The sequence below is a fragment of the Sulfitobacter sp. NFXS29 genome, from assembly GCF_040148765.1.
Lineage (GTDB): Bacteria > Pseudomonadota > Alphaproteobacteria > Rhodobacterales > Rhodobacteraceae > Sulfitobacter.
Window position 1 is genome coordinate 200,708 of the sequence record NZ_JAGDED010000006.1, and the last position, 24,458, is coordinate 225,165.

27 protein-coding genes are annotated in these 24,458 nt (G+C 62.2%); 18 read left to right on the forward strand and 9 right to left on the reverse strand.

The features are described 5' to 3' along the window. The first annotated feature begins 62 nt into the window (after window positions 1–62). The 4 genes from cobU (at window position 63) to J3456_RS11760 (ending at window position 3,499) form a co-directional block, all read left to right on the forward strand. The gene (cobU, locus tag J3456_RS11745) at window positions 63–584 is read left to right on the forward strand and encodes a bifunctional adenosylcobinamide kinase/adenosylcobinamide-phosphate guanylyltransferase (protein ID WP_349580408.1); all 522 of its coding nucleotides are present in this window, start codon (window positions 63–65) and stop codon (window positions 582–584) included. After that, window positions 581–1,162 carry a histidine phosphatase family protein gene (locus J3456_RS11750; protein WP_349580409.1) on the forward strand — a complete coding sequence of 194 codons (582 nt, stop codon included), beginning with the start codon at window positions 581–583 and terminating at the stop codon, window positions 1,160–1,162. The genes cobU and J3456_RS11750 overlap by 4 nt, the downstream gene beginning before the upstream one ends. 57 nt (window positions 1,163–1,219) lie before the next feature. Continuing rightward, window positions 1,220–1,912, forward strand: coding sequence for a glutathione S-transferase (locus J3456_RS11755; protein WP_349580410.1), 693 nt, complete (start codon window positions 1,220–1,222; stop codon window positions 1,910–1,912). Between the two features lie 69 nt (window positions 1,913–1,981). Further along, a complete protein-coding gene (locus tag J3456_RS11760; protein WP_349580411.1) occupies window positions 1,982–3,499 on the forward strand; it encodes a YifB family Mg chelatase-like AAA ATPase in 1,518 nt (505 codons plus the stop codon). Here J3456_RS11760 and J3456_RS11765 read toward each other — a convergent pair. The 4 genes from J3456_RS11765 to rsmI form a co-directional block, all read right to left on the reverse strand. Next, window positions 3,462–4,322 carry an alpha/beta hydrolase gene (locus tag J3456_RS11765; RefSeq protein WP_349580412.1) on the reverse strand — a complete coding sequence of 287 codons (861 nt, stop codon included), beginning with the start codon at window positions 4,320–4,322 and terminating at the stop codon, window positions 3,462–3,464. The two genes, J3456_RS11760 and J3456_RS11765, sit on opposite strands and share 38 nt — an antisense overlap. Window positions 4,323–4,375: 53 nt before the next feature. Then, window positions 4,376–5,311, reverse strand: coding sequence for a glutathione synthase (gene gshB, locus J3456_RS11770; protein ID WP_349580413.1), 936 nt, complete (start codon window positions 5,309–5,311; stop codon window positions 4,376–4,378). A gap of 106 nt (window positions 5,312–5,417) precedes the next feature. Continuing rightward, window positions 5,418–5,795, reverse strand: coding sequence for a YraN family protein (locus J3456_RS11775; protein ID WP_349580445.1), 378 nt, complete (start codon window positions 5,793–5,795; stop codon window positions 5,418–5,420). Between the two features lie 46 nt (window positions 5,796–5,841). Beyond that, entirely contained in the window at window positions 5,842–6,699 is an 858-nt protein-coding gene (gene rsmI / locus J3456_RS11780; protein WP_349580414.1) for a 16S rRNA (cytidine(1402)-2'-O)-methyltransferase, read from the reverse strand. A gap of 87 nt (window positions 6,700–6,786) precedes the next feature. On the opposite strand from rsmI, the gene J3456_RS11785 reads away from it, so the two are divergent. The 4 genes from J3456_RS11785 to murJ all read left to right on the forward strand — a co-directional run bounded on the left by J3456_RS11785 (window position 6,787) and on the right by murJ (window position 13,083). Continuing rightward, on the forward strand, window positions 6,787–7,968 hold the full coding sequence (locus J3456_RS11785) for a penicillin-binding protein activator (RefSeq protein WP_349580415.1): 1,182 nt from the start codon (window positions 6,787–6,789) through the stop codon (window positions 7,966–7,968). 1 nt (window position 7,969) lies between these two features. After that, a complete protein-coding gene (locus tag J3456_RS11790) occupies window positions 7,970–10,750 on the forward strand; it encodes a [protein-PII] uridylyltransferase (protein WP_349580416.1) in 2,781 nt (926 codons plus the stop codon). Window positions 10,751–10,878: 128 nt separating this feature from the next. Beyond that, a complete protein-coding gene (locus J3456_RS11795; RefSeq protein ID WP_259947436.1) occupies window positions 10,879–11,430 on the forward strand; it encodes a CHAP domain-containing protein in 552 nt (183 codons plus the stop codon). A 111-nt stretch (window positions 11,431–11,541) separates the two neighbouring features. Further along, on the forward strand, window positions 11,542–13,083 hold the full coding sequence (gene murJ / locus J3456_RS11800) for a murein biosynthesis integral membrane protein MurJ (RefSeq protein WP_349580417.1): 1,542 nt from the start codon (window positions 11,542–11,544) through the stop codon (window positions 13,081–13,083). Here murJ and J3456_RS11805 read toward each other — a convergent pair. After that, window positions 13,080–13,766: a rhomboid family intramembrane serine protease gene (locus J3456_RS11805; RefSeq protein WP_349580418.1), complete on the reverse strand. Its 687-nt coding sequence runs from the start codon at window positions 13,764–13,766 to the stop codon at window positions 13,080–13,082. The two genes, murJ and J3456_RS11805, sit on opposite strands and share 4 nt — an antisense overlap. Before the next feature lie 75 nt (window positions 13,767–13,841). Here J3456_RS11805 and trpS point away from each other — a divergent pair, with 75 nt between their 5' ends. The 5 genes from trpS (at window position 13,842) to J3456_RS11830 (ending at window position 18,008) form a co-directional block, all read left to right on the forward strand. Beyond that, window positions 13,842–14,858, forward strand: a complete 1,017-nt coding sequence (gene trpS, locus J3456_RS11810; RefSeq protein ID WP_349580419.1) for a tryptophan--tRNA ligase — start codon at window positions 13,842–13,844, stop codon at window positions 14,856–14,858. Window positions 14,859–14,963: 105 nt separating this feature from the next. Next, window positions 14,964–15,434 (forward strand): VOC family protein, encoded by a 471-nt coding sequence (locus tag J3456_RS11815; protein WP_349580420.1) that lies wholly within the window; start codon window positions 14,964–14,966, stop codon window positions 15,432–15,434. Between the two features lie 160 nt (window positions 15,435–15,594). Beyond that, window positions 15,595–16,701 (forward strand): histone deacetylase-like amidohydrolase, encoded by a 1,107-nt coding sequence (locus J3456_RS11820; RefSeq protein WP_349580421.1) that lies wholly within the window; start codon window positions 15,595–15,597, stop codon window positions 16,699–16,701. A 9-nt stretch (window positions 16,702–16,710) separates the two neighbouring features. Further along, window positions 16,711–17,283, forward strand: coding sequence for a nitroreductase family protein (locus J3456_RS11825; RefSeq protein ID WP_349580422.1), 573 nt, complete (start codon window positions 16,711–16,713; stop codon window positions 17,281–17,283). Continuing rightward, a complete protein-coding gene (locus tag J3456_RS11830) occupies window positions 17,274–18,008 on the forward strand; it encodes an EI24 domain-containing protein (RefSeq protein ID WP_349580423.1) in 735 nt (244 codons plus the stop codon). The genes J3456_RS11825 and J3456_RS11830 overlap by 10 nt, the downstream gene beginning before the upstream one ends. Here the strand turns inward: J3456_RS11830 and J3456_RS11835 are convergent. After that, entirely contained in the window at window positions 17,941–18,234 is a 294-nt protein-coding gene (locus J3456_RS11835; RefSeq protein WP_349580424.1) for a DUF1467 family protein, read from the reverse strand. The genes J3456_RS11830 and J3456_RS11835 overlap by 68 nt on opposite strands. 2 nt (window positions 18,235–18,236) lie before the next feature. Continuing rightward, window positions 18,237–18,641, reverse strand: a complete 405-nt coding sequence (gene mce / locus J3456_RS11840) for a methylmalonyl-CoA epimerase (protein WP_067623753.1) — start codon at window positions 18,639–18,641, stop codon at window positions 18,237–18,239. Window positions 18,642–18,767: 126 nt separating this feature from the next. Here mce and J3456_RS11845 point away from each other — a divergent pair, with 126 nt between their 5' ends. After that, on the forward strand, window positions 18,768–19,493 hold the full coding sequence (locus J3456_RS11845; RefSeq protein ID WP_349580425.1) for a response regulator: 726 nt from the start codon (window positions 18,768–18,770) through the stop codon (window positions 19,491–19,493). Between the two features lie 21 nt (window positions 19,494–19,514). Here the strand turns inward: J3456_RS11845 and J3456_RS11850 are convergent, their stop codons facing one another. After that, window positions 19,515–20,237, reverse strand: coding sequence for a GNAT family N-acetyltransferase (locus J3456_RS11850; protein WP_259947417.1), 723 nt, complete (start codon window positions 20,235–20,237; stop codon window positions 19,515–19,517). Between the two features lie 151 nt (window positions 20,238–20,388). On the opposite strand from J3456_RS11850, the gene J3456_RS11855 reads away from it, so the two are divergent. From J3456_RS11855 to J3456_RS11870, 4 genes are all read left to right on the forward strand, one after another. Beyond that, window positions 20,389–20,562 carry a hypothetical protein gene (locus J3456_RS11855; RefSeq protein WP_349580426.1) on the forward strand — a complete coding sequence of 58 codons (174 nt, stop codon included), beginning with the start codon at window positions 20,389–20,391 and terminating at the stop codon, window positions 20,560–20,562. Between the two features lie 59 nt (window positions 20,563–20,621). Continuing rightward, window positions 20,622–21,098: a hemerythrin domain-containing protein gene (locus tag J3456_RS11860; protein WP_349580427.1), complete on the forward strand. Its 477-nt coding sequence runs from the start codon at window positions 20,622–20,624 to the stop codon at window positions 21,096–21,098. 112 nt (window positions 21,099–21,210) lie between these two features. Then, a complete protein-coding gene (locus tag J3456_RS11865) occupies window positions 21,211–21,843 on the forward strand; it encodes an MT-A70 family methyltransferase (protein WP_067623744.1) in 633 nt (210 codons plus the stop codon). After that, a complete protein-coding gene (locus J3456_RS11870; protein ID WP_236627484.1) occupies window positions 21,827–22,558 on the forward strand; it encodes a BglII/BstYI family type II restriction endonuclease in 732 nt (243 codons plus the stop codon). The genes J3456_RS11865 and J3456_RS11870 overlap by 17 nt, the downstream gene beginning before the upstream one ends. A 29-nt stretch (window positions 22,559–22,587) precedes the next feature. On the opposite strand, the gene aspS is transcribed toward J3456_RS11870, so the two are convergent. Further along, on the reverse strand, window positions 22,588–24,363 hold the full coding sequence (gene aspS, locus J3456_RS11875) for an aspartate--tRNA ligase (RefSeq protein ID WP_349580428.1): 1,776 nt from the start codon (window positions 24,361–24,363) through the stop codon (window positions 22,588–22,590). Window positions 24,364–24,458 lie beyond the last annotated feature (95 nt).

Consider the following 24,458-nt stretch of genomic DNA (forward strand, 5'->3'; position numbering starts at 1 on the left):
TGATGGGCCGTTGGTGGAGATACGCAGAGACATGCCATTTGGTTCAAATATTTGGTGAGAAGATGTTGCCTAGAACTACCTTTGCCCTAGGCGGGGCGGCCTCGGGCAAGTCGGAATGGGCTGAGAGCCTCGTAAATTCCTGCGGTTTGCCAAAGACTTACCTTGCCACCGGACGCATTTGGGATGACGAAGTTCAAGAACGCGTGAAAAAGCATCAAGCAAGACGTGATGCAGGATGGCGCACCGTTGAATGCCCGCTCGATCTGGCCGAACCGCTGGCAGAATTGCCCGCAGGCGAAATCGTGCTGATCGACTGCGCGACCATGTGGCTTAGCAATCATTTGATGGAAAACAGCGATCTAATGGCCGCGCAGGCACAGCTTTTGACGGCTCTGCGAGCCTGTGCCGCGCATTGGGTCATCGTCTCGAACGAGGTCGGCCAAGGCATCGTGCCCGACAACGCTTTGGCGCGGCAGTTCCGCGAGGCGCAGGGGCGGCTCAACATCGCCTTGGCCGCCGAGGCGGACACCGTGGTGCAGGTCGTCGTTGGCCTGCCGCAACTGCTGAAAGGGGAAATGCCGTGACCCTCTGGCACTGGGTGCGCCATGGCCCGACCCATGAGAAGAACTTTGTCGGCTGGCGCGATGTCCCGGCGGACCTTTCCGATGCCCCCCGTCTGGCACGTTTGAACCTGCACCTGCCTGATGACGCGCTGCTTGTGTCCTCGGACTTGATGCGCGCGGTGCATACGGCCGATGCGCTGGCCCTGCCCTCTCGTCGCCGCTTGCCCCATGAACACGGGCTGCGCGAACTGCATTTCGGCGCTTGGGACGGGCTGCATTTCTCCGAGGTTGCCGCGCGCGACCCCGACCTCAGCCGCGCCTATTGGGAGACGCCCGGCGATGTCGCGGCACCCGAAGGGGAAAGCTGGAACCAGACCAAGGCCCGCGTCGACCGGGTGGTGGCACGGATCAACGCGGCCCACCCCAACGCCCATGTGATCGCCGTGGCGCATTTCGGCGTGATCCTGACGCAGGTCCAACAGGCCCAAGGCGGCGGCCCGCTTGAGGCGATGGCCCATAAGATCGACAACCTCTCGGTCACGCATTTGGTACATGAAAGCGGCACTTGGCGGATCAACGGCATTAATCACACGCCCTAGCCTGCACCGCCGTACAAAAGGCTTTTCTTGCCGGCCCGCTTCTGCCTAATTTCGCCTATGACATATGATCTTTATATCGGCGATCGCACCTTCTCCAGTTGGTCCCTCAGGGGGTGGCTGATGCTTGAGAAATTCGGTCTGCCCTACCGCGCGCATCTGGTCGGCCTCTACAGTGGGACCATGGCCCAAGAGCTTGCCCCCCTCGCTCCGGCGCGGTTGGTGCCTGCCTTGCGCCTGCCCGACGGCACCGTGGTGGGAGAGACGCTGGCCATGGCCGAAACGCTGGCCGAACGGCATCCCGATGCCGGGCTCTGGCCCGCCGATCCTGCCGCCCGGGCCACGGCGCGCTGGCTATGTGCTGCGATGGCTTCCGGCTTCGGCGCGCTGCGCAGAGCCTGCCCGATGCAATTGCAACATGTGTGGGAAGGGTTCGACCCGGATGCCGACACCCGGCAAGACCTAGAGCGCATCGAAGACCTGTGGCGACATGCCCGCAGCCAATCGCGCAGCGCAGGGCCGTGGCTTTTCGGGGCCTACTCGCTCGCTGACGTATTCTATGCCCCGGTTGCCGCGCGGATCGTCGGCTATGACCTGCCTGTCTCGGCGGATGCGCGGGCCTATTGCGACGCCACAATCCATGATCCGGCCTTCAAAACATGGCGCGCTGCCGGGTTGGAAACCGCGTATGAGCCGTTCCCCTATGAGCTTGGTTTGCCCAAACGGGACTGGCCCGTCGCCAAGGCGGCCTAAGAGCTGCATTAACCATTCCTAAACCCGTCTTGCCTACCGATTAACCATAGCAAGGCGGGAGAGTGGGCAATGGTATCGCGGGCCTATACGGTCGCATTTCAGGGGATTGAGGCGCGCATTGTCGAGGTGCAATGCGCGGTCACGGCGGGCTTGCCCGGCTTTTCCATCGTTGGACTGGCGGACAAGGCCGTGTCAGAAGCGCGCGACCGGGTGCGTACCGCGCTCAGCGCCATGGCCATCGCCTTGCCGTCAAAACGCATCACCGTGAATCTCTCTCCAGCAGACCTGCTCAAGGAGGGCAGTCACTTCGATCTGCCCATCGCACTGGCACTTCTGTCAGCGCTCGACATCCTGCCAGAGGACATCACCCAGAATGTGGTCGCCTTGGGAGAGCTTTCGCTCGACGGTACGCTGATGCCGGTCGTCGGCGCCCTCCCCGCGGCGATGGCTGCCGCCACCCAAGACCGCAGCCTCCTATGCCCCGCAGGATCGGGCGCAGAGGCCGCTTGGGTCGGCAACACACAGGTCATCGCTGCGGCCAATCTAGGCGACGTTGTTCGCCACTACACAGGCCAAGTGCCGATCACGCCCGCAGAACCGGGGGAGGTGCCATTGACCGCAGCAGGCCGCGATCTGCGCGACGTCAAAGGTCAGGAACGCGCCAAACGCGCGTTGGAAATCGCCGCCGCCGGACGGCACCATTTGATGTTGGTCGGCACGCCGGGTTCGGGCAAATCCATGCTGGCCGCACGGCTGCCGGGCATCCTGCCGCCTCTCACCGCGACCGAGGCGCTGGAGACGTCGATGATCCACTCCCTCGCCGGGCTTCTGGATGAGGGGGGCATTTCCCGCAGCCGCCCCTTTCGCGAGCCGCATCACACGGCCTCGATGGCCGCGATCATCGGCGGCGGACGCCAAGCGCGACCGGGTGAGGCATCCCTCGCGCATAATGGCGTGCTGTTCATGGATGAATTTCCAGAGTTCAATCGCACGGTCCTCGAAACCCTGCGCCAGCCGATCGAGACTGGCGAGGTCATGATCGCGCGCGCCAACGCTCATGTGAAATACCCCTGCCGCTTCATGCTGGTGGCCGCAGCAAACCCGTGTAAATGCGGATATCTGCCCGATCCGGCCCGCGCCTGCGCCCGCGTTCCGGCCTGCGGCGAAGACTACCTAGGCCGCATTTCGGGCCCGCTAATGGACCGTTTCGACCTGCGTGTCGACGTGCCGCCCGTCAGCTACAGTGACCTCAACCTGCCCGCCAACGGCGACACATCTGCCGAGGTTGCGGCAAGGGTCGCTGCCGCGCGGGCGCTCCAATCAACCCGCTACGCCCAGCATGACGGCATATCGGCCAATGCCGACGCGGCGGGGGAATTGCTCGAAACCATTGGCAGCCCGGATGCGGACGCGCGCGACCTGCTGCTGCGTGCGGCTGAACGGTTTTGCCTCTCCGCGCGTGGATATCACCGGGTCATGCGCGTGGCCCGCACCATCGCCGATCTCGAGGGCGCGGCCGAGGTGCGCCGCCCCCATATGGCCGAAGCCATCAGCTTTCGCCTGCCCGACCCGGCGGCAAGGCGTTGATCCACGCGGCGAGGGTCGCAAGGGTCTCCCGCGCTTCTGGCAGGTGGTTCTGGAACAGCGGCCAAACATGTGGCAGATCATGGACCTCTTGAAAGGTGACCGGCACCTGCGCGTCGCGCAAACGGGCCGCAAAGCGGCGGCTGTCGTCACGTAGAATTTCGCTGTCACTCACGGTAAGCCAGACCGGCGGCGCTCCTTTGAAATCCGCGAGGATCGGACTTGCCCGCGGGCTCTCTGCGCTCTGCCCCCGAAGATATAGCCGCGCCATCTCTGCCGCGCGGGCGGCGGGCAACAACACGTCACTTTCGGCATTCTGCGTGAAGCTCGCGCCGGAAAAGGTCACGTCCAACAAGGGGGAAAGCCCGAAGACGCCCGCAGGCTGCGCCGCGCCTTCGCGGCAAAGCTCCGCCAAAAGGTCAAAGACCAAAGCACCGCCCGCGCTGTCGCCACCAATCACGATGTCCCGCGCGGCGATGCCCGTCTGACACAGCGCGTCCCAAGCCACGCGAACGTCTTCCGCAGGTTTGGGAAAGGCTGCCTCCGGCACCCGCGCATAGCGCGGCAGCACCGCCTGCGCGCCCGTCAGCAGCGCCAAACGCGCGACCATGGCACGGTGGGTTTCCGGGCTGCCGAAGACAAATCCGCCGCCATGGATGTAGAGGATCACGCGACCATTCGAAGGGCCCTGCGGCGTAAGCCAAAGCGCCGATCCCGTCCCCGGCAAGCCCCGCCATTCGGCGGAGACATCGCGCGGCCCTTTAAAAAAGAGCCGCGCCTGCATCTCCATCGTGGCCCGCAGCATTTGAGGGTTTGCGCGCGCCAACAAAGGCTTCTCTGTCAGACGCAGGCAGCGGTTCAAAAGATGCTGGCGCAGGCTCACCCGCGGCGGGCCTCAATCGCCTCCCAAATCTTGCCGGCGATATTCTCACCGTCGAACCGTTCCAATTCCTGAATGCCGGTGGGAGAGGTCACGTTGATTTCGGTCAAATAGTCGCCGATGACATCGATACCGACGAAGATTTGCCCCTTTTCTTTCAGCAATGGACCAATGGCGGCGCAAATCTCCAGATCGCGCTCGGTCAACCCGACCTTTTCCGGCCGCCCGCCGACATGCATATTCGACCGCGTCTCGCCCTCTGCCGGTACACGGTTGATCGCGCCTACGGGTTCCCCATCCACAAGGATGACGCGCTTGTCGCCTTTCGACACGGCGGGCAGGAATTTCTGAACGATCAGCGGTTCCCGCGAGAAACCGGTGAACAGTTCATGTAATGAGGTGAGGTTGCGGTCATTGGCGTCCAGCCGGAACACCCCGGCGCCGCCATTGCCATAAAGCGGCTTCAAGATAACATCGCCGTGCTTCGCCTTGAAGGCTTTGATGGTCGATAGATCCCGCGCAATCGTGGTGGGCGGCGTCAGGTCGGGAAAATCGAGAACCAAAAGTTTCTCGGGATAGTTGCGCACCCAGAAGGGATCGTTGACCACCAATGTGGTGTCTTTCAGCCGGTCCAGCAAATGTGTCGAGGTAATGTAATGCATGTCGAAAGGCGGGTCTTGGCGCAGCCAGACCACGTCGAAATCGGCCAGATCAACCTCTCGCTCCTCTCCGAACTGGGCATGGTCGCCCTGCACGCGCTGCACGGTAAAATCATAGCCCCGCGCGGTGATCCGCCCCTCTTGGTACGCCAGATGATCGGGTGTGTAAAAGAACAGCTCATGCCCCCGCGCCTGCGCTTCTTCGGCCAGCCGAAAGCTGCTGTCGGCGTTGATGTTCACGTCCCCGATCGGGTCCATTTGAAAGGCAATTTTCATCGGCGTCTCCCCGCTGCTAACCTTTATCGTGATCCGACCCGGACCGACGGTGCAGGCTTGTGGGATCGCTTCTTAGATGGCGCAGCAGGGGCCTATACGCAATGGGTCAGCCGTGGCCAAAAGCGTTTTCAATGATTTCCGTGGCTCCCTGCCCATTAACAAGCGCCACGTCAAAGCGCACTTCGGTCAGGCTGCCAGCAGGTTCACCGGCAAGGAATTCTTCGGCAGAGCGGTAAATGCGCTGGATCTGTCGGGCAGAGAGGCTTTCAGCGGCACGCGCGAAACTTCGGCTTTGCTTTACTTCGACAAAGATCAGGGCAGCCCCATCGCGCAGGATCAGGTCAATCTCTCCGGCGCGGCCACGCCAGCGGCGGCGCGCGATGGCAAAGCCGCGTCTTTCGTAGTCTTGCGCGATCCTATTTTCGGCTGCGATCCCGGCATGATAGGCCATGCGGCCCCGCTGGCGTTTGGCCGTAGTTCGCATCATTCCTGTGTCACCCTGCGCCATGTTCGTTACTCCGACCGTTGTCCTAACCTTTGCCAAGCGCCAATGCCGCCTGATAGACTTGCCGCCGTGGCAGGCCATGGGCCTGCGCCACCAAATCGACAGCGTCACGCATCGACATCTCTTTAAGCGCCCGTTGCAAATCTGTTTCTAGGTCAAGGTGATTAACAGACTCTGAACGGCTTCGATCAATAAGAACGACCACTTCGCCTTTTGGCGTTTGGGCCTGATAGGTCTCTGCAAGGCTTTCAAGCGTATCGCGTTGAATCTCCTCGAACTTCTTGGTCAACTCGCGGCACATGGCTGCTTTGCGCCCCGCGCCCAGCGCGGTTGCCGCATCGCGCAGCATGGCCCCAAGCCGTTTGGGTGATTCGTAAAATACCAAGGTTCCCGGCACGTCGCGCAGCTTTTCCAGCGCCGCGATCCGTGCGGATTTACTATTGGGCAGGAAGCCTGCGAAGAAAAACGCATCCGTCGGCAGGCCGCCCAGCGCCAGCGCGGTCAGCACCGCCGAGGGCCCCGGTGCGCAGGTCTGCATCACCCCCGCCTCGGCGGCAGCACGGCTAAGCTCGAAGCCCGGATCGGCGATCAGGGGCATGCCTGCCTCTGACGCGTAGGCGACAGATTTGCCCTCACGGACCGCCCCGATAAGCCGCTCTTGCACGGATGTGCCGCTGTGGTCGTGCAGGGCGATCACCTTGCGTCCATTGAGCGGCACCCCGTGGATTTCCATAAGCCTGCGCAGGCTGCGCGTGTCTTCTGCCGCCAGCAGATCCGCCGCGGCGAGCGTGTCCAGCGCGCGCAGCGTGATATCGCGTGCAGTGCCGATCGGGACGCCCACGAAATAAAGTCCCGGGGCTAGCTCTGTCTTGAGGAATTTCAACGCTGGACCCGCCTTTCGCAGTGACTATGATCGCGGCCATGTTCCGGCGACCGTCGTCGTCTTGCCACCACCGGGGAGTGAATACAAATGATTGCCTGTTTCCGAGCCTTCCGCAAGAAGATGCACCTGCTCTTATTGCCTCTATTCGCGGTCCTGCTGGCGGCCTGTCAGCCCGTCGCCATCGGCGGCGCCAATTCCGGCGGCCCGCGCATTGACCCCTCTGCCCCCGTTCCTGTCGCGCTTTTGGTGCCGCGCGGCGGTTCTGCCAGCGATGAGTTGCTGGCCAAAAACCTTGAGAACGCCGCGCGTCTTGCAATGCGTGACCTTGGCGGCGTTGAGATTGACCTGCGCGTCTATGGCACCGCGGGCAATGCCAGCAAAGCCGCTGCCGCTGCCTCTCAGGCGGTGAATGAAGGGGCCAAGATCATCCTCGGGCCGGTTTACGGCGAGGCGGCCAATGCGGCCGGCGTGGCGGTGGCCTCTTCCGGGGTCAATGTGATCTCTTTCTCGAACAACCCGACCATCGCGGGCGGCAATGTCTTCGTGCTTGGGCCGACCTTTGCCAATACCGCCAACCGTTTGGTGAGCTTTGCCAAGCGCAATGGCAAAGACAAAATGGTCGTGCTGCATGGCCAGGACCTTGCCGGTCAACTGGGCCGCGATGCGATCGTTCAGGCGATCAGCGCCAATGGCGCGACGCTGGCGGGCACCGTGGATTACGCGCTGAGCCAAGAGTCGGTCGTGGCCGCCGTGCCGCGGGTCAAGGCGACGATCGAAGGCAGTAGCGCAAATGCGCTGTTCCTCACCACGTCTTCGGCCAGTGCCCTGCCGCTTTTCGCAGAGCTGCTGCCCGAAGCTGGGATCCAATCGGCGACCACACAATACGTCGGCCTGACCCGTTGGGACATCCCGCAGCAAACGCTGGCCCTGCCCGGCGTGCAGGGCGGCTGGTTTGCCCTGCCCGACACAGCGGCAAGCGGTGCCTTCTCCAACCGCTACAAAGCGGCCTATGGCAGCGACCCCCATCCTTTGGCCGGGCTGGCCTTTGACGGGATCGCGGCGATCGGGTCTTTGGTGAAGGGCGGTAAGTCCAACGCGCTTTCCGGTGCGGCCCTCACCCAAGGGGCGGGTTTCCAAGGGGCCAGCGGCATCTTCCGTCTGCGCCGCGATGGCACCAATGAACGTGCGCTGGCCGTGGCCACGATCCGCAACAACCGGGTTGTCGTGCTAGACCCAGCGCCGCGCGGCTTTGGCGGGGCTGGTTTCTGAATTGGACCTCGCGAAACCGACAACAACATCAGGCGCGCGTCGACACCCGCGCCTGATTTGCGCGCCCGAACAAATCTTTGACGATACAGCCGTCTGGCAGGCCCTTTCGCAACGCGACAGCACGTTGGAAGGTGCCGCGCTGCGGGCCGAGATCGTCCCCCTTATCCAAGAAGCCCAGCGGGCGGGCCGCAAGGCAATCGCCGCGGGTTTTGCGGAATCGCCCTTTGATGCGCGGGCGATGACCTCTTCCTACACCTATCTCACCGACCAACTGCTGCGCTGCGTCTTGCAGATTGCCACGCAGGTTCTGCACCCCAATCCGAACCCGACCGAGGGTGAACGGCTCGCCATGATCGGCGTGGGTGGCTATGGCCGGGGAGAGATGGCGCCCTTTTCCGATGTCGATCTGCTTTTCCTCATCCCCTACAAGGCCACCGCTTGGTCGGAGAGCGTGATTGAATCGATGCTCTACATCCTGTGGGATTTGAAGCTGAAGGTAGGTCACGCCACCCGCACCATCGAAGACTGCCTACGGCTTGGGGCCGATGACTACACCATTCAGACCGCTCTGCTGGAAAACCGGTTCATCGATGGCGACCTCACACTTGCCCAAGAGCTTTCCGAACGGCTTAAGAACGACCTCTTTTCGGGCGCCGGGAAGGATTTCATCGAAGCCAAGCTGGAGGAGCGCGACAACCGCCACCTGAAACAGGGTGAGCGCTATATGGTCGAGCCCAACGTCAAGGAAGGCAAAGGCGGGCTGCGCGATCTGCATTCACTCTTTTGGATTGCCAAGTTCATCCATGACGTGGACCGGGTCGCCGATCTGGTCGATCTCGGTGTCTTTCGCGCCGATGAATACGACACCTTCCGCGAGGCCGAGGCCTTTCTCTGGGCCGTGCGCGGGCATCTTCACCTGATTGCAGGTCGCGCGACGGAACAGTTGACCTTTGACATGCAGGTGCAGGTTGCCCAAGCGATGGGCTATCAGGATATCGGGGGCCGGCGGGGCGTCGAGATCTTCATGCAGGCCTATTTCCGCCACGCAACGGCAGTGGGGGATCTGACCCGTATCTTTGTGAGCGGGCTTGAAGCATCACACATGAAGGCCGAGCCGCTGCTGGAGCGCATCTTTCGCCGCCGCCCGAAAATGCGCGAAGGGTTTCAGGTGGTCCACAACCGCATCGCGGTGAAGGACGACCAAGAGTTTCTACAAGACAAGCTGAACCTGTTGCGCATCTTCGAAGAGGCCCTGCGCACCGGCATGCTGATCCATCCTGACGCGATGAGGCTGATCAAAGCCAACCTCGCGCTGATCGACGATGACATGCGCCGCACACCCGAGGCGCGGCGCATCTTTCTTGATCTGCTGTTGAAACACGGCAATCCCGAACGCTCCCTGCGGCGGATGAACGAATTGGGCGTCTTGGGCGCCTTCATCCCCGAGTTCGAGCCGATCGTCGCGATGATGCAGTTCAACATGTACCACTCCTACACGGTGGACGAACACACCATCCAGTGCATTGCCAACCTCGCCCGGATCGAAAAAGGCGAGTTGGAAGAAGAACTGCCCGTTGCCTCTTCGATCCTAAAGCGCGGGGTCAATCGCAAGGTGCTTTATGTGGCACTGCTGCTGCATGACATCGGCAAAGGACGGCCCGAGGATCACTCAATCATCGGGGCGAAACTCGCCCGGCGCATCGGCCCGCGGCTGGGGCTGAAACGCGATGAGGTCGATACCGTCGAATGGCTGGTGCGCTATCACCTGCTGATGTCTGACATGGCCCAAAAACGCGATATCGCCGATCCGCGCACGGTGCGTGATTTTGCCAAGGCGGTGCAGACGGTCAAACGGCTCGACCTGCTTTGTGTGCTGACGGTCTGCGACATTCGCGGCGTGGGGCCGAACACCTGGAATAATTGGAAAGCGGTGCTGATCCGGGCCCTCTATCGCCAGACCGAACGGGCGCTGGAAACCGGGCTCGAAGACCTCAACCGCGAGAACCGTGGCGCTGAGGCCAAAAAGGCCCTGCGCGCCGCGCTCTCCGATTGGCCGCGCAAACTCTTGCAACGCGAGACGGCCCGCCACTACCCGCCCTATTGGCAGGGTCTGCATGTCACTGCCCATGTCGCTTTTGCGGAACTGCTGCGCGATATCGGCAACGATGATATCCGCATCGACCTGCACCCCGACGAGGATCGCGGCGCCACCCGTGCCAGCTTTGTCATGGCCGATCATCCGGGCATCTTTGCCCGGCTTGCGGGGGCGCTTGCACTGGTCGGAGCCAATGTCGTCGACGCGCGCAGCTATACCACCAAAGACGGTTTCGTGACCGATGCCTTCTGGATTCAGGACAGCGAAGGCAACGCTTATGAGGCTTCGCGTTTGCCGCGCCTGCGCGACACGATCGAAAAGACCCTGCGCGGTGAGATCGTCGCCCGCGATGCGCTGAAATCGCGCGATAAGGTCAAGAAACGCGAACGCGCTTTCAAGGTGCCGACCCATATCACTTTCGACAACGAAGGCTCGGAAATCTATACGATCATCGAGGTCGACACCCGCGACCGACCCGGCCTTCTTTATGATCTGACCCGCACCTTGGCCGGCTCAAACGTCTATATTGCCAACGCCGTGATCGCGACCTTCGGCGAGCAGGTGGTCGATACCTTCTACGTCAAAGACATGTTCGGCCTGAAATATTACACCGAGGCCAAGCAGCGCACCTTGGAAAAGCGCCTGCGCGAAGCGATTACGGCAGGGGTTGAGCGAGCCGAGGGCTAGGGTTCCTTCGGCACGCTTTGACCGGCAAAATCCCGCCACCCGGCATTTCCGCGCTTTGCTTTTGACATCGGATCCTCAAAATCCCTTTCAACCCGGCAGAAGCGCGGGATTCCATGAATGAGGGACATATGAGCGTCACACGCGCAGCACTGCCGAACCGGGGCCTGATGGCCCTTTGCGCCACACTTCTTTTGACGGCAGCCTGCGCCAAAGCGCCTGACATCCCGCAGTCCTATGATTTCTCTGGAATAGATCCGCAGCGCCATTTCATGGCCGTGCAGACTGCCCAAGACATGCGCGCCAAGGGCCAGCGCGTTTGGTGCGTGCCCTTTGCCCGCAATGTCAGCGGCATCCAGATTCGCGGCAATGCAGAGACATGGTGGGGCAAGGCCAAAGGGCTTTATCCGCGCGGCAATGAGCCTGTGGTCGGTGCCGTTATGGCCTTCAGCGCGACCGGGTCCATGCCCATGGGGCATATCGCTGTGGTTTCCGATGTTGTCTCACCGCGCGAAATTCGGGTGGATCACGCCAATTGGAAACGCAATCAAGTCTCGCTCAAGATGGCGGTGATCGATGTATCCAAGGCCAACGACTGGTCTGCCGTGCAGGTCGAAAGCCAGCCCGGCGCCTTTGGCAGCACCTATCCGATCAATGGGTTCATCTACCCCACCGGGGGATAAGCGCCACCTTGCCAAAGCCGAGGGGCCAGCCTTTCGGCACCGCTCACCGCGATTGCACCGGGTAAGCGCCCGCGCTAGGGATCACCTCAGCGCAATTTAAGGCACCTTTTGATGAAACCTATCCGTCTAATGTCCGGCTTTTTCACTGTCGGTGTCTGGACCCTGCTCAGCCGTGTGCTCGGTTTCGCGCGTGAGGTGTTGTTGCTGTCGCTTATCGGCCCCGGTCCGGTGATGGACGCCTTCGTCGCCGCCTTCCGCCTGCCCAATATGTTCCGCCGTTTCTTTGCCGAGGGCGCGTTCAACGCCGCCTTCGTGCCGATGTTTGCCAAAAAGCTGGAGGGCGAGGAAGGCGCTGGCAAATTCGCCCGCGATGCCTTCAACGGATTGGCGCTGGTGGTGCTCGCGCTGACCGCCTTGGGCATGATCTTTATGCCCGGGTTGGTCTGGCTGACCGCCGAAGGCTTTGTCGGCGACCCCCGGTTCGACATGACGGTCGCCTTTGGCCGCATCGCCTTTCCCTATATCCTGTGCATGTCACTCTCGGCGCTGTTTTCCGGCATCCTCAACGCCACCGGACGCTTTGCCGTGGCCGCCGCCGCGCCGGTGTTGCTGAACATCTTCGTCATCGCCGCCATGACCTTTGCCGCGCTCACCGGGGGCGAGGTGGCGCTTTGGCTGATCTGGTCAATCCCGGTGGCTGGCGTGGCGCAGCTTGCCCTTACATGGCGCGCCGCGGCCCAAGCGGGCTTCCCCCTGCGCCCCTCGCGGCCCCGCTGGACCCCTGACATGCGCGCGATGATCGTCATCGCCCTGCCCGCCGCGCTGGCCTCGGGCGTGATGCAGATCAACCTTGTGGTGGGACAGTTGGTCGCCAGCCAATATGACAAGGCCGTCTCATGGCTTTTCGCCGCCGACCGCCTTTATCAACTGCCCTTAGGCGTGGTGGGTATCGCTGTGGGCATCGTGCTGCTGCCCGACCTCTCGCGCCGCCTGCGCGCCGGAGACGACGACGGCGCGCAAACTGCGCTAAGCCGCGCCGCCGAAATCTCACTCGCCCTGACGATCCCCTCGGCAGTGGCGCTGATGGTGGTGCCCTTCGCACTGGTCACGGTGCTGTTCGAACGCGGTGCCTCGGGCGTCGATGACACCGCGGCGATTGCAACGGCGGTGATGATTTACGGCCTCGGCCTGCCGTCCTTCGTGCTGCAAAAAATCCTGCAACCGGTCTATTTCGCCCGCGAAGACACCCGCCGCCCCTTCCACTTCGCCGTGGTCGCCATGGTGGTGAACGCAGCCCTCGCGGTGGGCCTTGCGCCCTTTATCGGCTGGATCGCCCCGGCGGTCGCCACGACGCTGGCAGGCTGGACGATGTTTGCTTGTCTGGCCATTGGCGCGCGGCGTTTCGGCGCTGCGGCCAAGTTCGACGCACGGTTCCACAAGCGCATCTGGCGCATCCTCATCGCCTCTGCCGCGATGGGCATGGCGCTCTGGTTGGGCAACGCCGCCCTGCAACCGATGCTGGGCCTGCCATGGTGGCGCGGGCTGGCGCTGGTGCTGCTCATCGTCATCGGCGCGGTCAGCTACTTCGGCATCGGCCAATTGATCGGCGCCTTCCGATTGTCCGAGTTCAAATCCGCGATGCGGCGCGGTTAACGTTGCTGCAACCGTGCTCTCAGTCGCGCCCATTCACCGGGCGCGACCAAAAAGCTCAGGCCAAAACCACAAAAGAACCCGGCCAACTCGGCGACCCACAAAAAGCCGGTCTCAAAAAAGATGCCCCAAAACAGCTGAAGCCCCATCAGCAGCGCGATCAGCGTGAACGCCTGATACTGCGGCCCGCCTGAGCCCAGCAGCCGCCGCCACATCACAAAACTATAGCCGCCGATCAGCCCGTAGACATTGGGATAGGCCCCGGCGAGCCAGACCGGATCGTTCAACAGCGCCCCATAAACCAGCGCCCCGCCGATCCCCGACAGCACAAAGATCACCAGAAAGGCCATCTGCCCCATCGCCTCGGCCACCAACTTGCCCAGCGCCAACAGCAGCACGACGGCAAAGATCGCATGGGTAAAGCCCAGATGGATGAACGGATAGGTCACCACCCGCCAGATATGCTCAATCGGGTACTGGCCCGCCCCGATCATCGCGTCAAAGATCAGCCCCGAAAAGCCAAAGTCGCGCATCAGCGCCAGCCGCCAGCCTACGGCAGCGGGGCCACCGACCAGCCCAGCCTCTGCCAAGGACAACACCCCCTCAACGCCAGTAATGGCTAAAAACAACACGACAACCACTGGCGGCAGCGGGTTCACGGGGGGCTGGATATCAGGGTCTTGCATGGGCGCTCCTTGACGGGGTTCGCGGCCAGAAGTAAGCCTGCCGCGCAAGACTTTCCAGCCCAGAGGTGCCGCCCGATGTCCGAGACCCAATTCACCCCGCGCGTGTTTTCCGGCATTCAGCCCTCGGGCGACCTGCATCTGGGCAACTATCTCGGCGCGCTGAAACGCTTCGCCGATGCACAGGAAAAGGGCGTGCAGTCGATCTATTGCATGGTCGACCTGCACGCGATCACGGTCCCGCAAAAGCCCGAAGACCTCAAACGCAGCACCCGCGAACTTTGCGCCGGCTTCATCGCTTCAGGCATCGACCCGGAAAAGTCCATCCTGATCAACCAAAGCCAAGTGCCCGAACACGCGCAACTGGCTTGGGTCTTCAACTGCGTCGCGCGCATGGGTTGGATGGGCCGCATGACCCAGTGGAAGGACAAGGCCGGTAAGAATGCCGAGGCCGCCTCGCTGGGCCTTTTCGCCTACCCCGCGCTGATGGCCGCCGACATCCTGATCTACCACGCCACCCATGTGCCGGTGGGCGAGGACCAGAAACAGCACCTTGAATTGACCCGCGACATCGCGGCCAAGTTTAACCACGACTATGGCGTCGATTTCTTCCCCCTCACCGAACCAGTGATCGAAGGCGCGGCCACCCGCGTCATGTCCCTGCGCGACGGGTCCAAGAAAATGTCGAAGTCCGATCCTTCGCCCGCCAGCCGCATCAACCTCACCGACGATGCCGACACGATCGCCAAGAAGTTCCGCAAGGCGAAAACCGACCCCGACGCTCTGCCGTCCGAGGCCGAGGGCCTGAAGGACCGCCCCGAAGCGCGCAACCTCGTGAACATCTACGCCGCCCTCAGCGACCAGACCATCGATCAAGTCTTGGCCGAAGTCGGCGGCCAGCAGTTCGGCACCTTCAAACCCGCGCTGGCGGAACTGGCTGTATCCAAAATGGGCCCGATCACCACCGAAATGCAGCGCCTGATGGCCGATGAGACTGAGATCGACCGCATCCTCGCCCGCGGCGCGGAACAGGCCCGCGAGATCACCGCGCCGATCCTCAAACGCACCTATGAGATCGTCGGCATGGTCGGCTGACAGAGCGGGGCTGCGCGCAATGCCGCACAGCCCCCCTGCTCTCCTGCGCAATTGCGCCTGCCCCCTCTCGCTGCCATCTTGATCGGAAAGCGAAAGGACCTAGCGATGAACCACGCAACCGTTGGCCATGTACACCTCAAGGTCGCCGACCTTGACCGCGCCATTCATTTTTACGGCGACTTGCTGGGCTTTGCCGTGACCCAACGCTACGGCGATCAGGCCGCTTTTCTGGGCGCGGGCGGCTATCATCACCACATCGGGCTGAACACATGGGAAAGCGCGGGCGCCACGCCGCCGCCGCCGGGCCATACCGGCCTTTACCACAGCGCCTTTCTCTACCCCGACCGACAGCAGCTCGCGCGCGCCCTGCGCCGGGTGCTTGAGGCTGGCATCACATTGGACGGCGCCGCCGATCACGGCGTCAGCGAAGCGGTCTACCTGCGCGATCCCGACAACAACGGTGTCGAGTTGTACCGGGACCGGCCCCAAACCGAATGGCCACGCGATGCGCAAGGCGACCTCAAAATGGTCAACTCCCCCCTCGATGTCGCCGCCCTACTGGCCGAGGCAAACTGACCGCCACGCTGCTCAAAGAGCCCCCCTTCCCCCTTCATCCTTTTCCAAATACCGAATCCCGCCCCCACCCCGCACACCACCGCCCGTGTGGACCCTTCCCGCCATGGACAAACCCGCGGCCCTGCGCCACCTTCCCCGCAGGGATGAAGGGGATCACACGATGACCACAGGTTTTTTCTGGGACGAACGCTGTTTCTGGCACGCAGGCGGGAACTACGCCTTTACCATGCCGGTCGGCGGGCTGGTGCAGCCCCTCGCGGCGGGCGGCCTGCCGGAAAACCCCGAAACCAAGCGCCGCATGAAGAACCTCATGGAGGTGACGGGGCTATTCGCCGAACTCGACACCCGCAGCGCCGCCCCGGCCAGCCGCGAAGCGCTGGCACGGGTGCATCCCGAAAGCTACCTTGATGAATTCAAGCGTCTCTCTGATGCAGGCGGCGGAGACTTGGGCCATGCGGTCCCCTTTGCCCGCGGCGGCTATGAGCTGGCCGCGCTGTCTGCCGGGCTGGCCATCGCCGCGGTCGACGCCGTGGCACGCGGCGATCTCGACAATGCCTATGCGCTCAGCCGCCCGCCAGGGCATCACTGCCTGCCCGATCTGCCCAATGGGTTCTGCCTGCTGGCCAATATCGCTATCGCCATTGAGGCGGTGCAGGCCAAGGGACTGGCCAAACGGGTCGTCGTGCTGGATTGGGACGTGCACCACGGCAATGGGACAGAGGCGATCTATTATGACCGCGATGACGTGCTGACGATCTCTCTGCACCAAGAGGGGAATTACCCCATCGACACGGGCGCGCTGGCAGATCGCGGACGGGGTGCTGGCGAAGGCTATAACATCAACCTGCCGATGCACGCGGGCTCGGGCCATACTGCCTACCTCCACGCGATGGACCGCGTGGTGATCCCGGCGATTGAGGCTTTCGCCCCCGACATGATTATCGTCGCCTGCGGTTATGATGCGGCGATCGTCGACCCACTGGCGCGAATGCAGGCCACCGCAGCCACCTTTGCCGAAATGACCAAGCGCATCCGCAACACCGCCGACAAGCTCTGCAACGGCAAGCTCGTGCTGGTGCATGAGGGCGGCTATTCCGAGGCCTATGTCCCCTTCTGCGGCCATGCCACGATCGCCGCGCTTGCGGGCAGCAGGATCGACGCGCCGGACCCGATGGCGCGGTCCCTGCATGCCCGCCAACCCTCGCCCGCCTTTGATGCCTTCCTGCGCCAGTCGATTGACGATATGGCGCAGCAACTGGACCTGTAAGAGACCGCAATGCCCGTAGCTGACCCTTCCGCCCTCGCCTTTTTGCAAAACCGCCGCTCGCGCCCGGCCAAGACCCTCGGACTGCCGGTGCCCGATGCCGAGGCTCTGCGCCCGCTTCTGACCGCCGCCGCCCGCACGCCGGATCATGGCAAGCTGGAGCCTTGGCGCTTCGTGGTCATTGACCGCGCGGCGATGGCGCGATTGGCCGAAGTGGCTGAGAAACGCGGCGCGGCCCTTGGCCTCACGCCAGAGGATACCGCCAAGGGACGTGGCCAGTTCGATCAAGGCAACCTCGCCGTGGCGGTGATTGAAGTGCAAAAACCCTCGCCCAAGATCCCACCCTTAGAGCAGACCTATTCCGCTGGGGCCGTCTGCCTTGCGCTGCTCAATGCCGCTCTCGCCGCCGGTTGGGGCGCGAATTGGCTCAGCGGTTGGCCTTCTCATGACCGGGGCTTCATGGAGGAAGGCTTTGCCCTCGCCCCGCATGAGCGTATCGCGGGGATCATCCATATCGGCACCGAAACCGCCGCCCCGCCCGAGCGCCCGCGCCCTGACATCGACGAGATCACGACATGGCTGTAAGCGCGATCCTGCGGTCCTTTACCCGCGCGCTTGGCCAATTGGGCGATGCGCGCTTTCGCAATGTGGTCCTGCTCGGCGTTGGCCTGTCGCTGGCGCTGCTGGTCGCCGCGACAGCGGGCTTTGCCTATCTGGTGGATTGGGTCACGCCCGAAGACGCTTGGCTGCCGGTATTGGGCGAGGTCAACTGGCTCGACGATCTGCTGAGTTGGAGCGCGCTGATCCTGCTGATGGTCCTCTCGGTCTTTTTGATGGTGCCCGTCGCCTCGGCGATTACCTCAATGTTTCTAGATGACGTGGCCGATGCGGTGGAAGAGGTGCACTACCCAGATTTGCCGCCCGCCCACCGCGTCGGGATGGGCGATGCGATCCGTGATACGGTTAACTTCATGGGCGTGCTTGTGGGGGCAAACCTGCTAGCGCTGATCCTATACCTGCTCTTCGCCCCGGCGGCGCTGTTCATCTTTTGGGGGCTGAACGGGTTCTTGCTGGGGCGCGAATATTTCACCCTCGCCGCGCTGCGCCGACATGGGCGGGACGAGGCGAAACGCCTGCGCCGCCGCCATGCGGGCACGATCTGGCTGGCCGGGGTGCTGATGGCGGTGCCGCTGTCGGTGCCGCTGCTGAACCTGCTGATCCCGATCCTAGGGGCGGCGACCTTTACCCACCTGTACCATGCGTTGGTGCCGCATTCGGATGCAGCCAGCCTTCGATATCCGCCACGCTGATCCAGCCCGACAGGATGATCGTGGCACTGATCGCCCAAATGATTGCGGCCACCAGCGTGGTCCAAAGCGCCTTGCGCCCCAGATGATGCTGCGCCGGCGCCCCCGCATGAGTGCCGGGCACGACCTCGCCTGCGTCCCCTTGGGTTTGCACCCGAATCGGCATGGCGACCATGAATGTCATCGACCAGATGACGGCAAAGAGCACGAGGCCCGAAACGATCCCCATGCTCAGACCTCCTCAAGCTCGACGAGCGCGCCGTTGAAATCCTTGGGATGCAGGAACAGCACCGGCTTGCCATGGGCGCCGATCTTGGGCTCGCCCGAGCCCAGCACCCGTGCGCCGGTGGATTTCAGGTGATCGCGCGCCGCGATGATGTCGTCAACCTCATAGCAGATATGGTGGATGCCACCCGCCGGGTTCTTTTCTAGAAAGCCATTGATCGGGCTGTCATCGCCTAAAGGATGCAGCAATTCGATCTTGGTGTTGGGCAGTTCGATAAAGATCACGGTCACCCCGTGATCCGGTTCGGCCTGCGGCGCGCCGACCTTTGCGCCAAGCGCGTGGCGATACTGATCCGCCGCCGCATCGAGATCCGGCACGGCGATGGCCACATGGTTAAGACGTCCGATCATCTTGGGTGCTCCTCGTGATTTGCCTGCTTTATGCCTGCCCGCCTGCTGAACAACAATGCGTCACGTTAACGCGTCGTTAGCCAACGCGGCGTATCGATAGCGTAGCAGATGTTGTTGGAGGCGATCATGGACGACACCGACCCTTTTGAAAGAACCACCCCCACCCCCACCCCCACGGCGGAGCGACCGCTGCTGGGCCTCACCGTTTTGGTGGTGGAAGACAGCCGTTTCGCTTGCGAGGCGATGCGCCTGCTCTGTCTACGCTCTGGCGCGCGGATCAGGCGGGCAGATAGTTTGCGCTCTGCCCGGCGCCATCTACAGGTCTATCGCCCCGCCGTGGCGCTGGTCGACCTTGGCCTGCCCGACGGCAGCGGTCTGGACCTGATCGCCGAACTCACACAAAGCACGCCACGAGTGGAAACGATCATCGCCATCTCTGGCGACAGCCATATGGAGCCTGATGCCCGCGCGGCCGGGGTCGATGGGTTTATCGCGAAGCCGATTACATCACTGTCATCCTTCCAGCAGGCCATTCTGAAAACCCTCCCCGAAGAGCGTCGCCCCGTGGGCCTGCGCGCCCTTCCGGATGAAGATGTCTCCCCGGACCGAATCGGCTTTCAAGATGACATTGCCCATATCGCTGGCGTGCTCGGCGGCGAACCGGATGAGCCCACGCTTGATTATGTCGCGCAATTTCTCTGCGGCGTTGCCCGCTCCGCGAATGACCTTAGGCTGGAAGAGGCGGCAAGGGCTTTGGCCCATAAACGCGCCCTCGGCCAACCCGCGGGACCAGAGGCCGCGACCATAGCCGGGATGATCCAGATTCGATTGACCGAAAAAATTGCGATTTAACCCATCCGGCAGGCAGGCCGCTTAAAGCATCGGGTCGCTCGTTACACGAACAAGGCGGGTCAGATCACCAAGCCGTTCCTTTTGTTGCCCCTGCCCGTCAAAGTTACTGGGGGACAGCCAAGCTTCAAACGCTTCTTTCAGCGCGGGCCATTCCGTGTCGATCGCGGCGAACCAAGCCGTGTCGCGGTTGCGCCCCTTGACGATGGTCGCTTGCCGAAAAACACCCTCATAGCTCAGCCCCAACCGCTGCGCGGCGCGGCGGGACGGACGGTTGAGCGCGTCGCATTTCCACTCGAACCGTCGGTAGCCCGCCTCAAAGGCCCATTGCATCATCAGGAATATCGCCTCGGTCGCCGCGGGGGTGCGCTGTAGGGCGGGGCTGAAGTTGATGTGGCCCACCTCGATACTGCCTGCCTCGGGCTTGATCCGCAGAAAACTTGCCACGCCCACCCATTGATCCCGCGCGCGGTCTTTCACTGCCATGAAATACGGATCAACCTGCGCCGCGCTATCGCGCACCCAGCGGTGATACTGCGCCGCCGAAGAGAATGGCCCGTAGGGCAGATAGTCCCAAACGTGGTCCTCCCCCACATAGGCGGGGTAGAGCAGCGCGGCGTGTTTCTCTGCCGAAAGCGGCTCCAACACGACATGGCGCCCGGTGAGCACCTCACCGGCAGGCCGTTGGGGCTCGGCCCAATTCTCAATCGTGGGCCCGACAGGGCGCGGGTCTGATCTGCTGTTCATAGCAAAGTTATGCACCGCGCTTATCGGGCCGCCAAGATGAATAAACTTGAAATAATCCCATCAGACCCCAGTCTTGGCATCCGAGCTACACATTCATGCCACATTCAGCCTGCAGCATTACGCTAAACGCCAGCGACCCCCGGAGGGTGAGATGACCCAGCACCACGCCAAGGACAGCGCCAAACCCGCAAAGCCGGTCGATTGGATCGTTGTGGGCGCGAATGTTCTGGGGCTGGTAATCGTTACTTTGGCGGCATTTCACGCCCAAACAGGCGGGCTGTTCCAACAGGTCGCCAGCCAAGCGGCGAATGGTGCGGTCTTCTAGGGCGGGAACCTGCCGGTGGCTTCGGCGTTAGCCACAGGTAACACCAAAGGATTTTTCCCATGCCCTCTATCTATGACACGATCAAAGAAGATCATGATGAACACCGCGCCTTGCTCAACACCATTGCCGACACCGAAGGCGACAGCGCCGAACGCCGCAAGGCTTGGGACCGTTTTTACCATGACGTGAAATCCCATGCCGCCGCCGAGGAAGAGACCTTTTATTCCACGCTGATGTCAGAAACATGGGGCCAAGATCACGCGCGCCATTCGGTCCACGAACACCAGCAGCTTGACGATATCATGGAAGAGCTGCGCGAAACCGATATGTCTTCTTCTGCTTGGCTGACTCGTTTCAAGCAACTCAAGCATGACTACGAACATCACATGGACGAGGAAGAAGACGAGCTTTTCACCCGCGCCAAGAAGGTCATCGGCGAAGAGCAGAACGACGCCTTCGGCGACAAGTTCCTGAAGCGTAAGGAAAAGGAAGCCAAACTCATCGAGGAAAAGCGCGAAGACAGTCTTGAGGATTGACCCGAGCCGCTCTTGCCTGATAAACGTGTTCTCTTAACGTTCTTGTGGATATCCAGCCCCTCTGGGCAGGTAGCGGTTGCAAGAAAGCCCGAGGAAACGCAATATATTGGATATGAGCGATAATCCATCACAAGACCTACGCGACTTTCTGGGCAAAGACCGGTTTGGATGCGTCATGGCGGACCCGCCGTGGCGCTTCACCAACCGCACCGGCAAGGTCGCACCAGAGCATAAGCGCTTGGCCCGTTATCCCACGATGACGGTGGATGACATCTGCGCCCTGCCCGTGGCCGATCACCTCGAAGATCGCGCGCATTGTTACATGTGGGTGCCGAACGCGCTGCTGCCCGAGGGGCTGCAGGTGCTCAAGGCTTGGGGATTTGAATATAAATCCAACATCATTTGGCACAAAATCCGCAAAGACGGTGGCAGTGACGGGCGTGGCGTTGGGTTCTATTTCCGCAATGTGACCGAAATTTTGCTGTTCGGCGTGCGCGGCAAGAACGTGCGCACCTTGGATGCCGGGCGGCGCCAGGTGAACATGATGCAGACCCGCAAGCGGGAGCATTCGCGCAAGCCGGATGAGCAATATGACCTGATCGAAAGCTGTTCTTGGGGCCCCTACCTCGAACTGTTCGGGCGCGGTGTCCGCGAGGGCTGGACCGTTTGGGGCAATCAGGCCGAGGCGGATTACAAGCCCGATTGGAAGACCTACAGCTACAATTCCAGTGTCGCGGCTGAGTAATCTGGCGCGGCGCATCGACGACGCGGTTTTCGACGATGAAAGGCTTGTCGAAGACCTGCTGCCCGTCGATCTGCGCGACCGCTATTCTGTTACCAGCTACCGCAGCGCCGCCGCCGTACTGCAACAGCGCGCGCCCGAGGAATTGGCCGCGATCATCCGCGTGCTGCGGCAGTTCACAATCAGCCGCAATGAAATCCGCGCGCCGGGGGGCAATCGCATGTCGGCCACCACCCGTTTCGCGCAATATGCGGCGGCCGAGAATTTCCACGAAGAAGTGCGCATCAAGGCCGATCTGTTGGTGCAACTTACCGCTGGCAAGGGCGACAGTGCCCCCGAGGTCGACCGCATCATCCGCGAGGACTTCATCCACAACCATATGGTCGACTTTTGGCGCAGCCGCGTGGCTTTCGACTATGAGTGGAACAGCAAAGACCAGACCTACGACCGTGACCTCTATGCCTTTCGCAGCTTTTTCGAAGCGGGGGTGATCGACGTTGGCGTCATCGTGACACGCGAACTGTCGAACGGGTTTTTCAAATCGCTCGGCAATTGCTTGGATAAATTCGGCAATGAGACCGACAAGACCGTAGCCGCGAAGTTCGGGGCCAGCACCACCGGCACCCATAAGCTTATCAGCCGCATCGCCGCCGGGCGCAGCGGCGGCTGCCCGGTTCTGGTGCTGGGCATCCTACCGGGCAATATCACCCCCGACTGAGCCGGGGATGACGCTTCATTCAGACAGGATCACTCCTGCGGGATGACCCGCAAGCCCAGTTCCATCAGCTGATCGCTGGTGGGTTCAGAGGGCGCGTTCATCATCAGGTCTTCGGCACGCTGGTTCATCGGGAAGAGGATGACTTCGCGGATGTTCTGCTCTTCGGCCAGCAGCATGACGATCCGGTCGATACCGGCGGCACAACCACCGTGGGGCGGGGCGCCGTATTGGAAGGCGTTAACCATACCGCCAAAGCGCTTGCGCACCTCGTCTTCGCCATAGCCTGCGATCTCAAACGCCTTGAACATGATCTCGGGCTTGTGGTTCCGGATCGCACCCGAGACCAGCTCATAGCCGTTGCACGCGAGGTCATATTGATAACCCAGCACCTTGAGCGGGTCGCCCTGCAGGGCCTCCATCCCGCCCTGCGGCATGGAGAAGGGGTTGTGTTCAAAGTCGATCTTACCGGTCTCTTCGTCGCGCTCGTAGATCGGGAAATCCACGATCCATGCAAAGGCGAAACGCTCCTTGTCGGTAAGGTTCAGCTCCTCGCCAATCACGTTCCGCGCGCGGCCTGCGACTGCTTCAAACGACTTCGGCTTACCGCCGAGGAAGAAGGCCGCATCGCCGACACCTAGGTCCAACTGCTGGCGGATCGCCTCGGTGCGCTCGGGGCCGATGTTTTTGGCCAGCGGGCCAGCCGCCTCCATCCCGTTGCCCTGATCGCGCCAGAAGATATAGCCCATGCCGGGCAGACCTTCTTTTTGAGCAAAGGCATTCATGCGGTCGCAGAACTTGCGGCTGCCGCCCTTGGGCGCGGGGATCGCGCGAATCTCGGTGCCGTCCTGCTCCAGCAACTTGGCGAAGATCGCAAAGCCGGAATCGCGGAAATGCTCCGAGACCACCTGCATCTTGATCGGGTTGCGCAGGTCGGGCTTGTCCGAGCCATACCACAGCGCGGCGTCTTTGTAGGAAATCTGCTCCCAGGTCTCATCGACCTTTTTGCCGCCGCCAAACTCTTGGAAAATGCCTGCGATCACCGGCTGGATCGTGTCGAAAACGTCCTGCTGGGTGACAAAGGACATCTCCATGTCGAGCTGGTAGAAATCGGTGGGCGAGCGGTCGGCGCGCGGGTCTTCATCGCGGAAGCAGGGTGCGATCTGGAAATATTTATCAAAGCCCGAGACCATCAGCAGCTGTTTGAACTGCTGCGGCGCCTGTGGCAGGGCGTAGAACTTGCCCGGGTGCAGACGGCTGGGCACGAGGAAGTCGCGCGCGCCTTCGGGGGAAGATGCGGTGATGATCGGCGTCTGGAACTCACGGAAGTTCTGATCCCACATGCGCTTGCGGATGGAGGTCACAACGTCGGAGCGCAGCGCCATGTTCTTTTGCATCTTCTCGCGACGCAGGTCGAGGTAGCGATAGCGCAGGCGCGTCTCTTCGGGGTATTCCTGCTCGCCGAAGACCTGAAGCGGCAGTTCAGCGGCGGAGCCCAGCACTTCGATGTCGCGCGCATAGACCTCAATCTCGCCGGTGGGCAGCTTGGGGTTCACAAGGCTTTCGTCCCGCGCCTTTACGGTGCCATCAATGCGCACGCACCATTCCGCACGGACTCTTTCCATCTCGGCGAAGGCCGGGCTGTCAGGGTCGCAGATGACCTGAGTGATCCCGTAATGGTCGCGCAGGTCCAAAAACAGCACACCGCCGTGGTCCCGCACCCGGTGCACCCAGCCGGACAGGCGCACAGTGTCACCCTTGTTCTCAAGGCTCAGATCGGCACAGGTATGGCTGCGATAGGCGTGCATGATGGTCCCTTCCTAGGGCTATTTCAGGTTTCGCGCAGGTACACCGTTTGACGGTCGGGAAGTCAAGACTTTGCTGCCCCGCCGCTTCACAATAA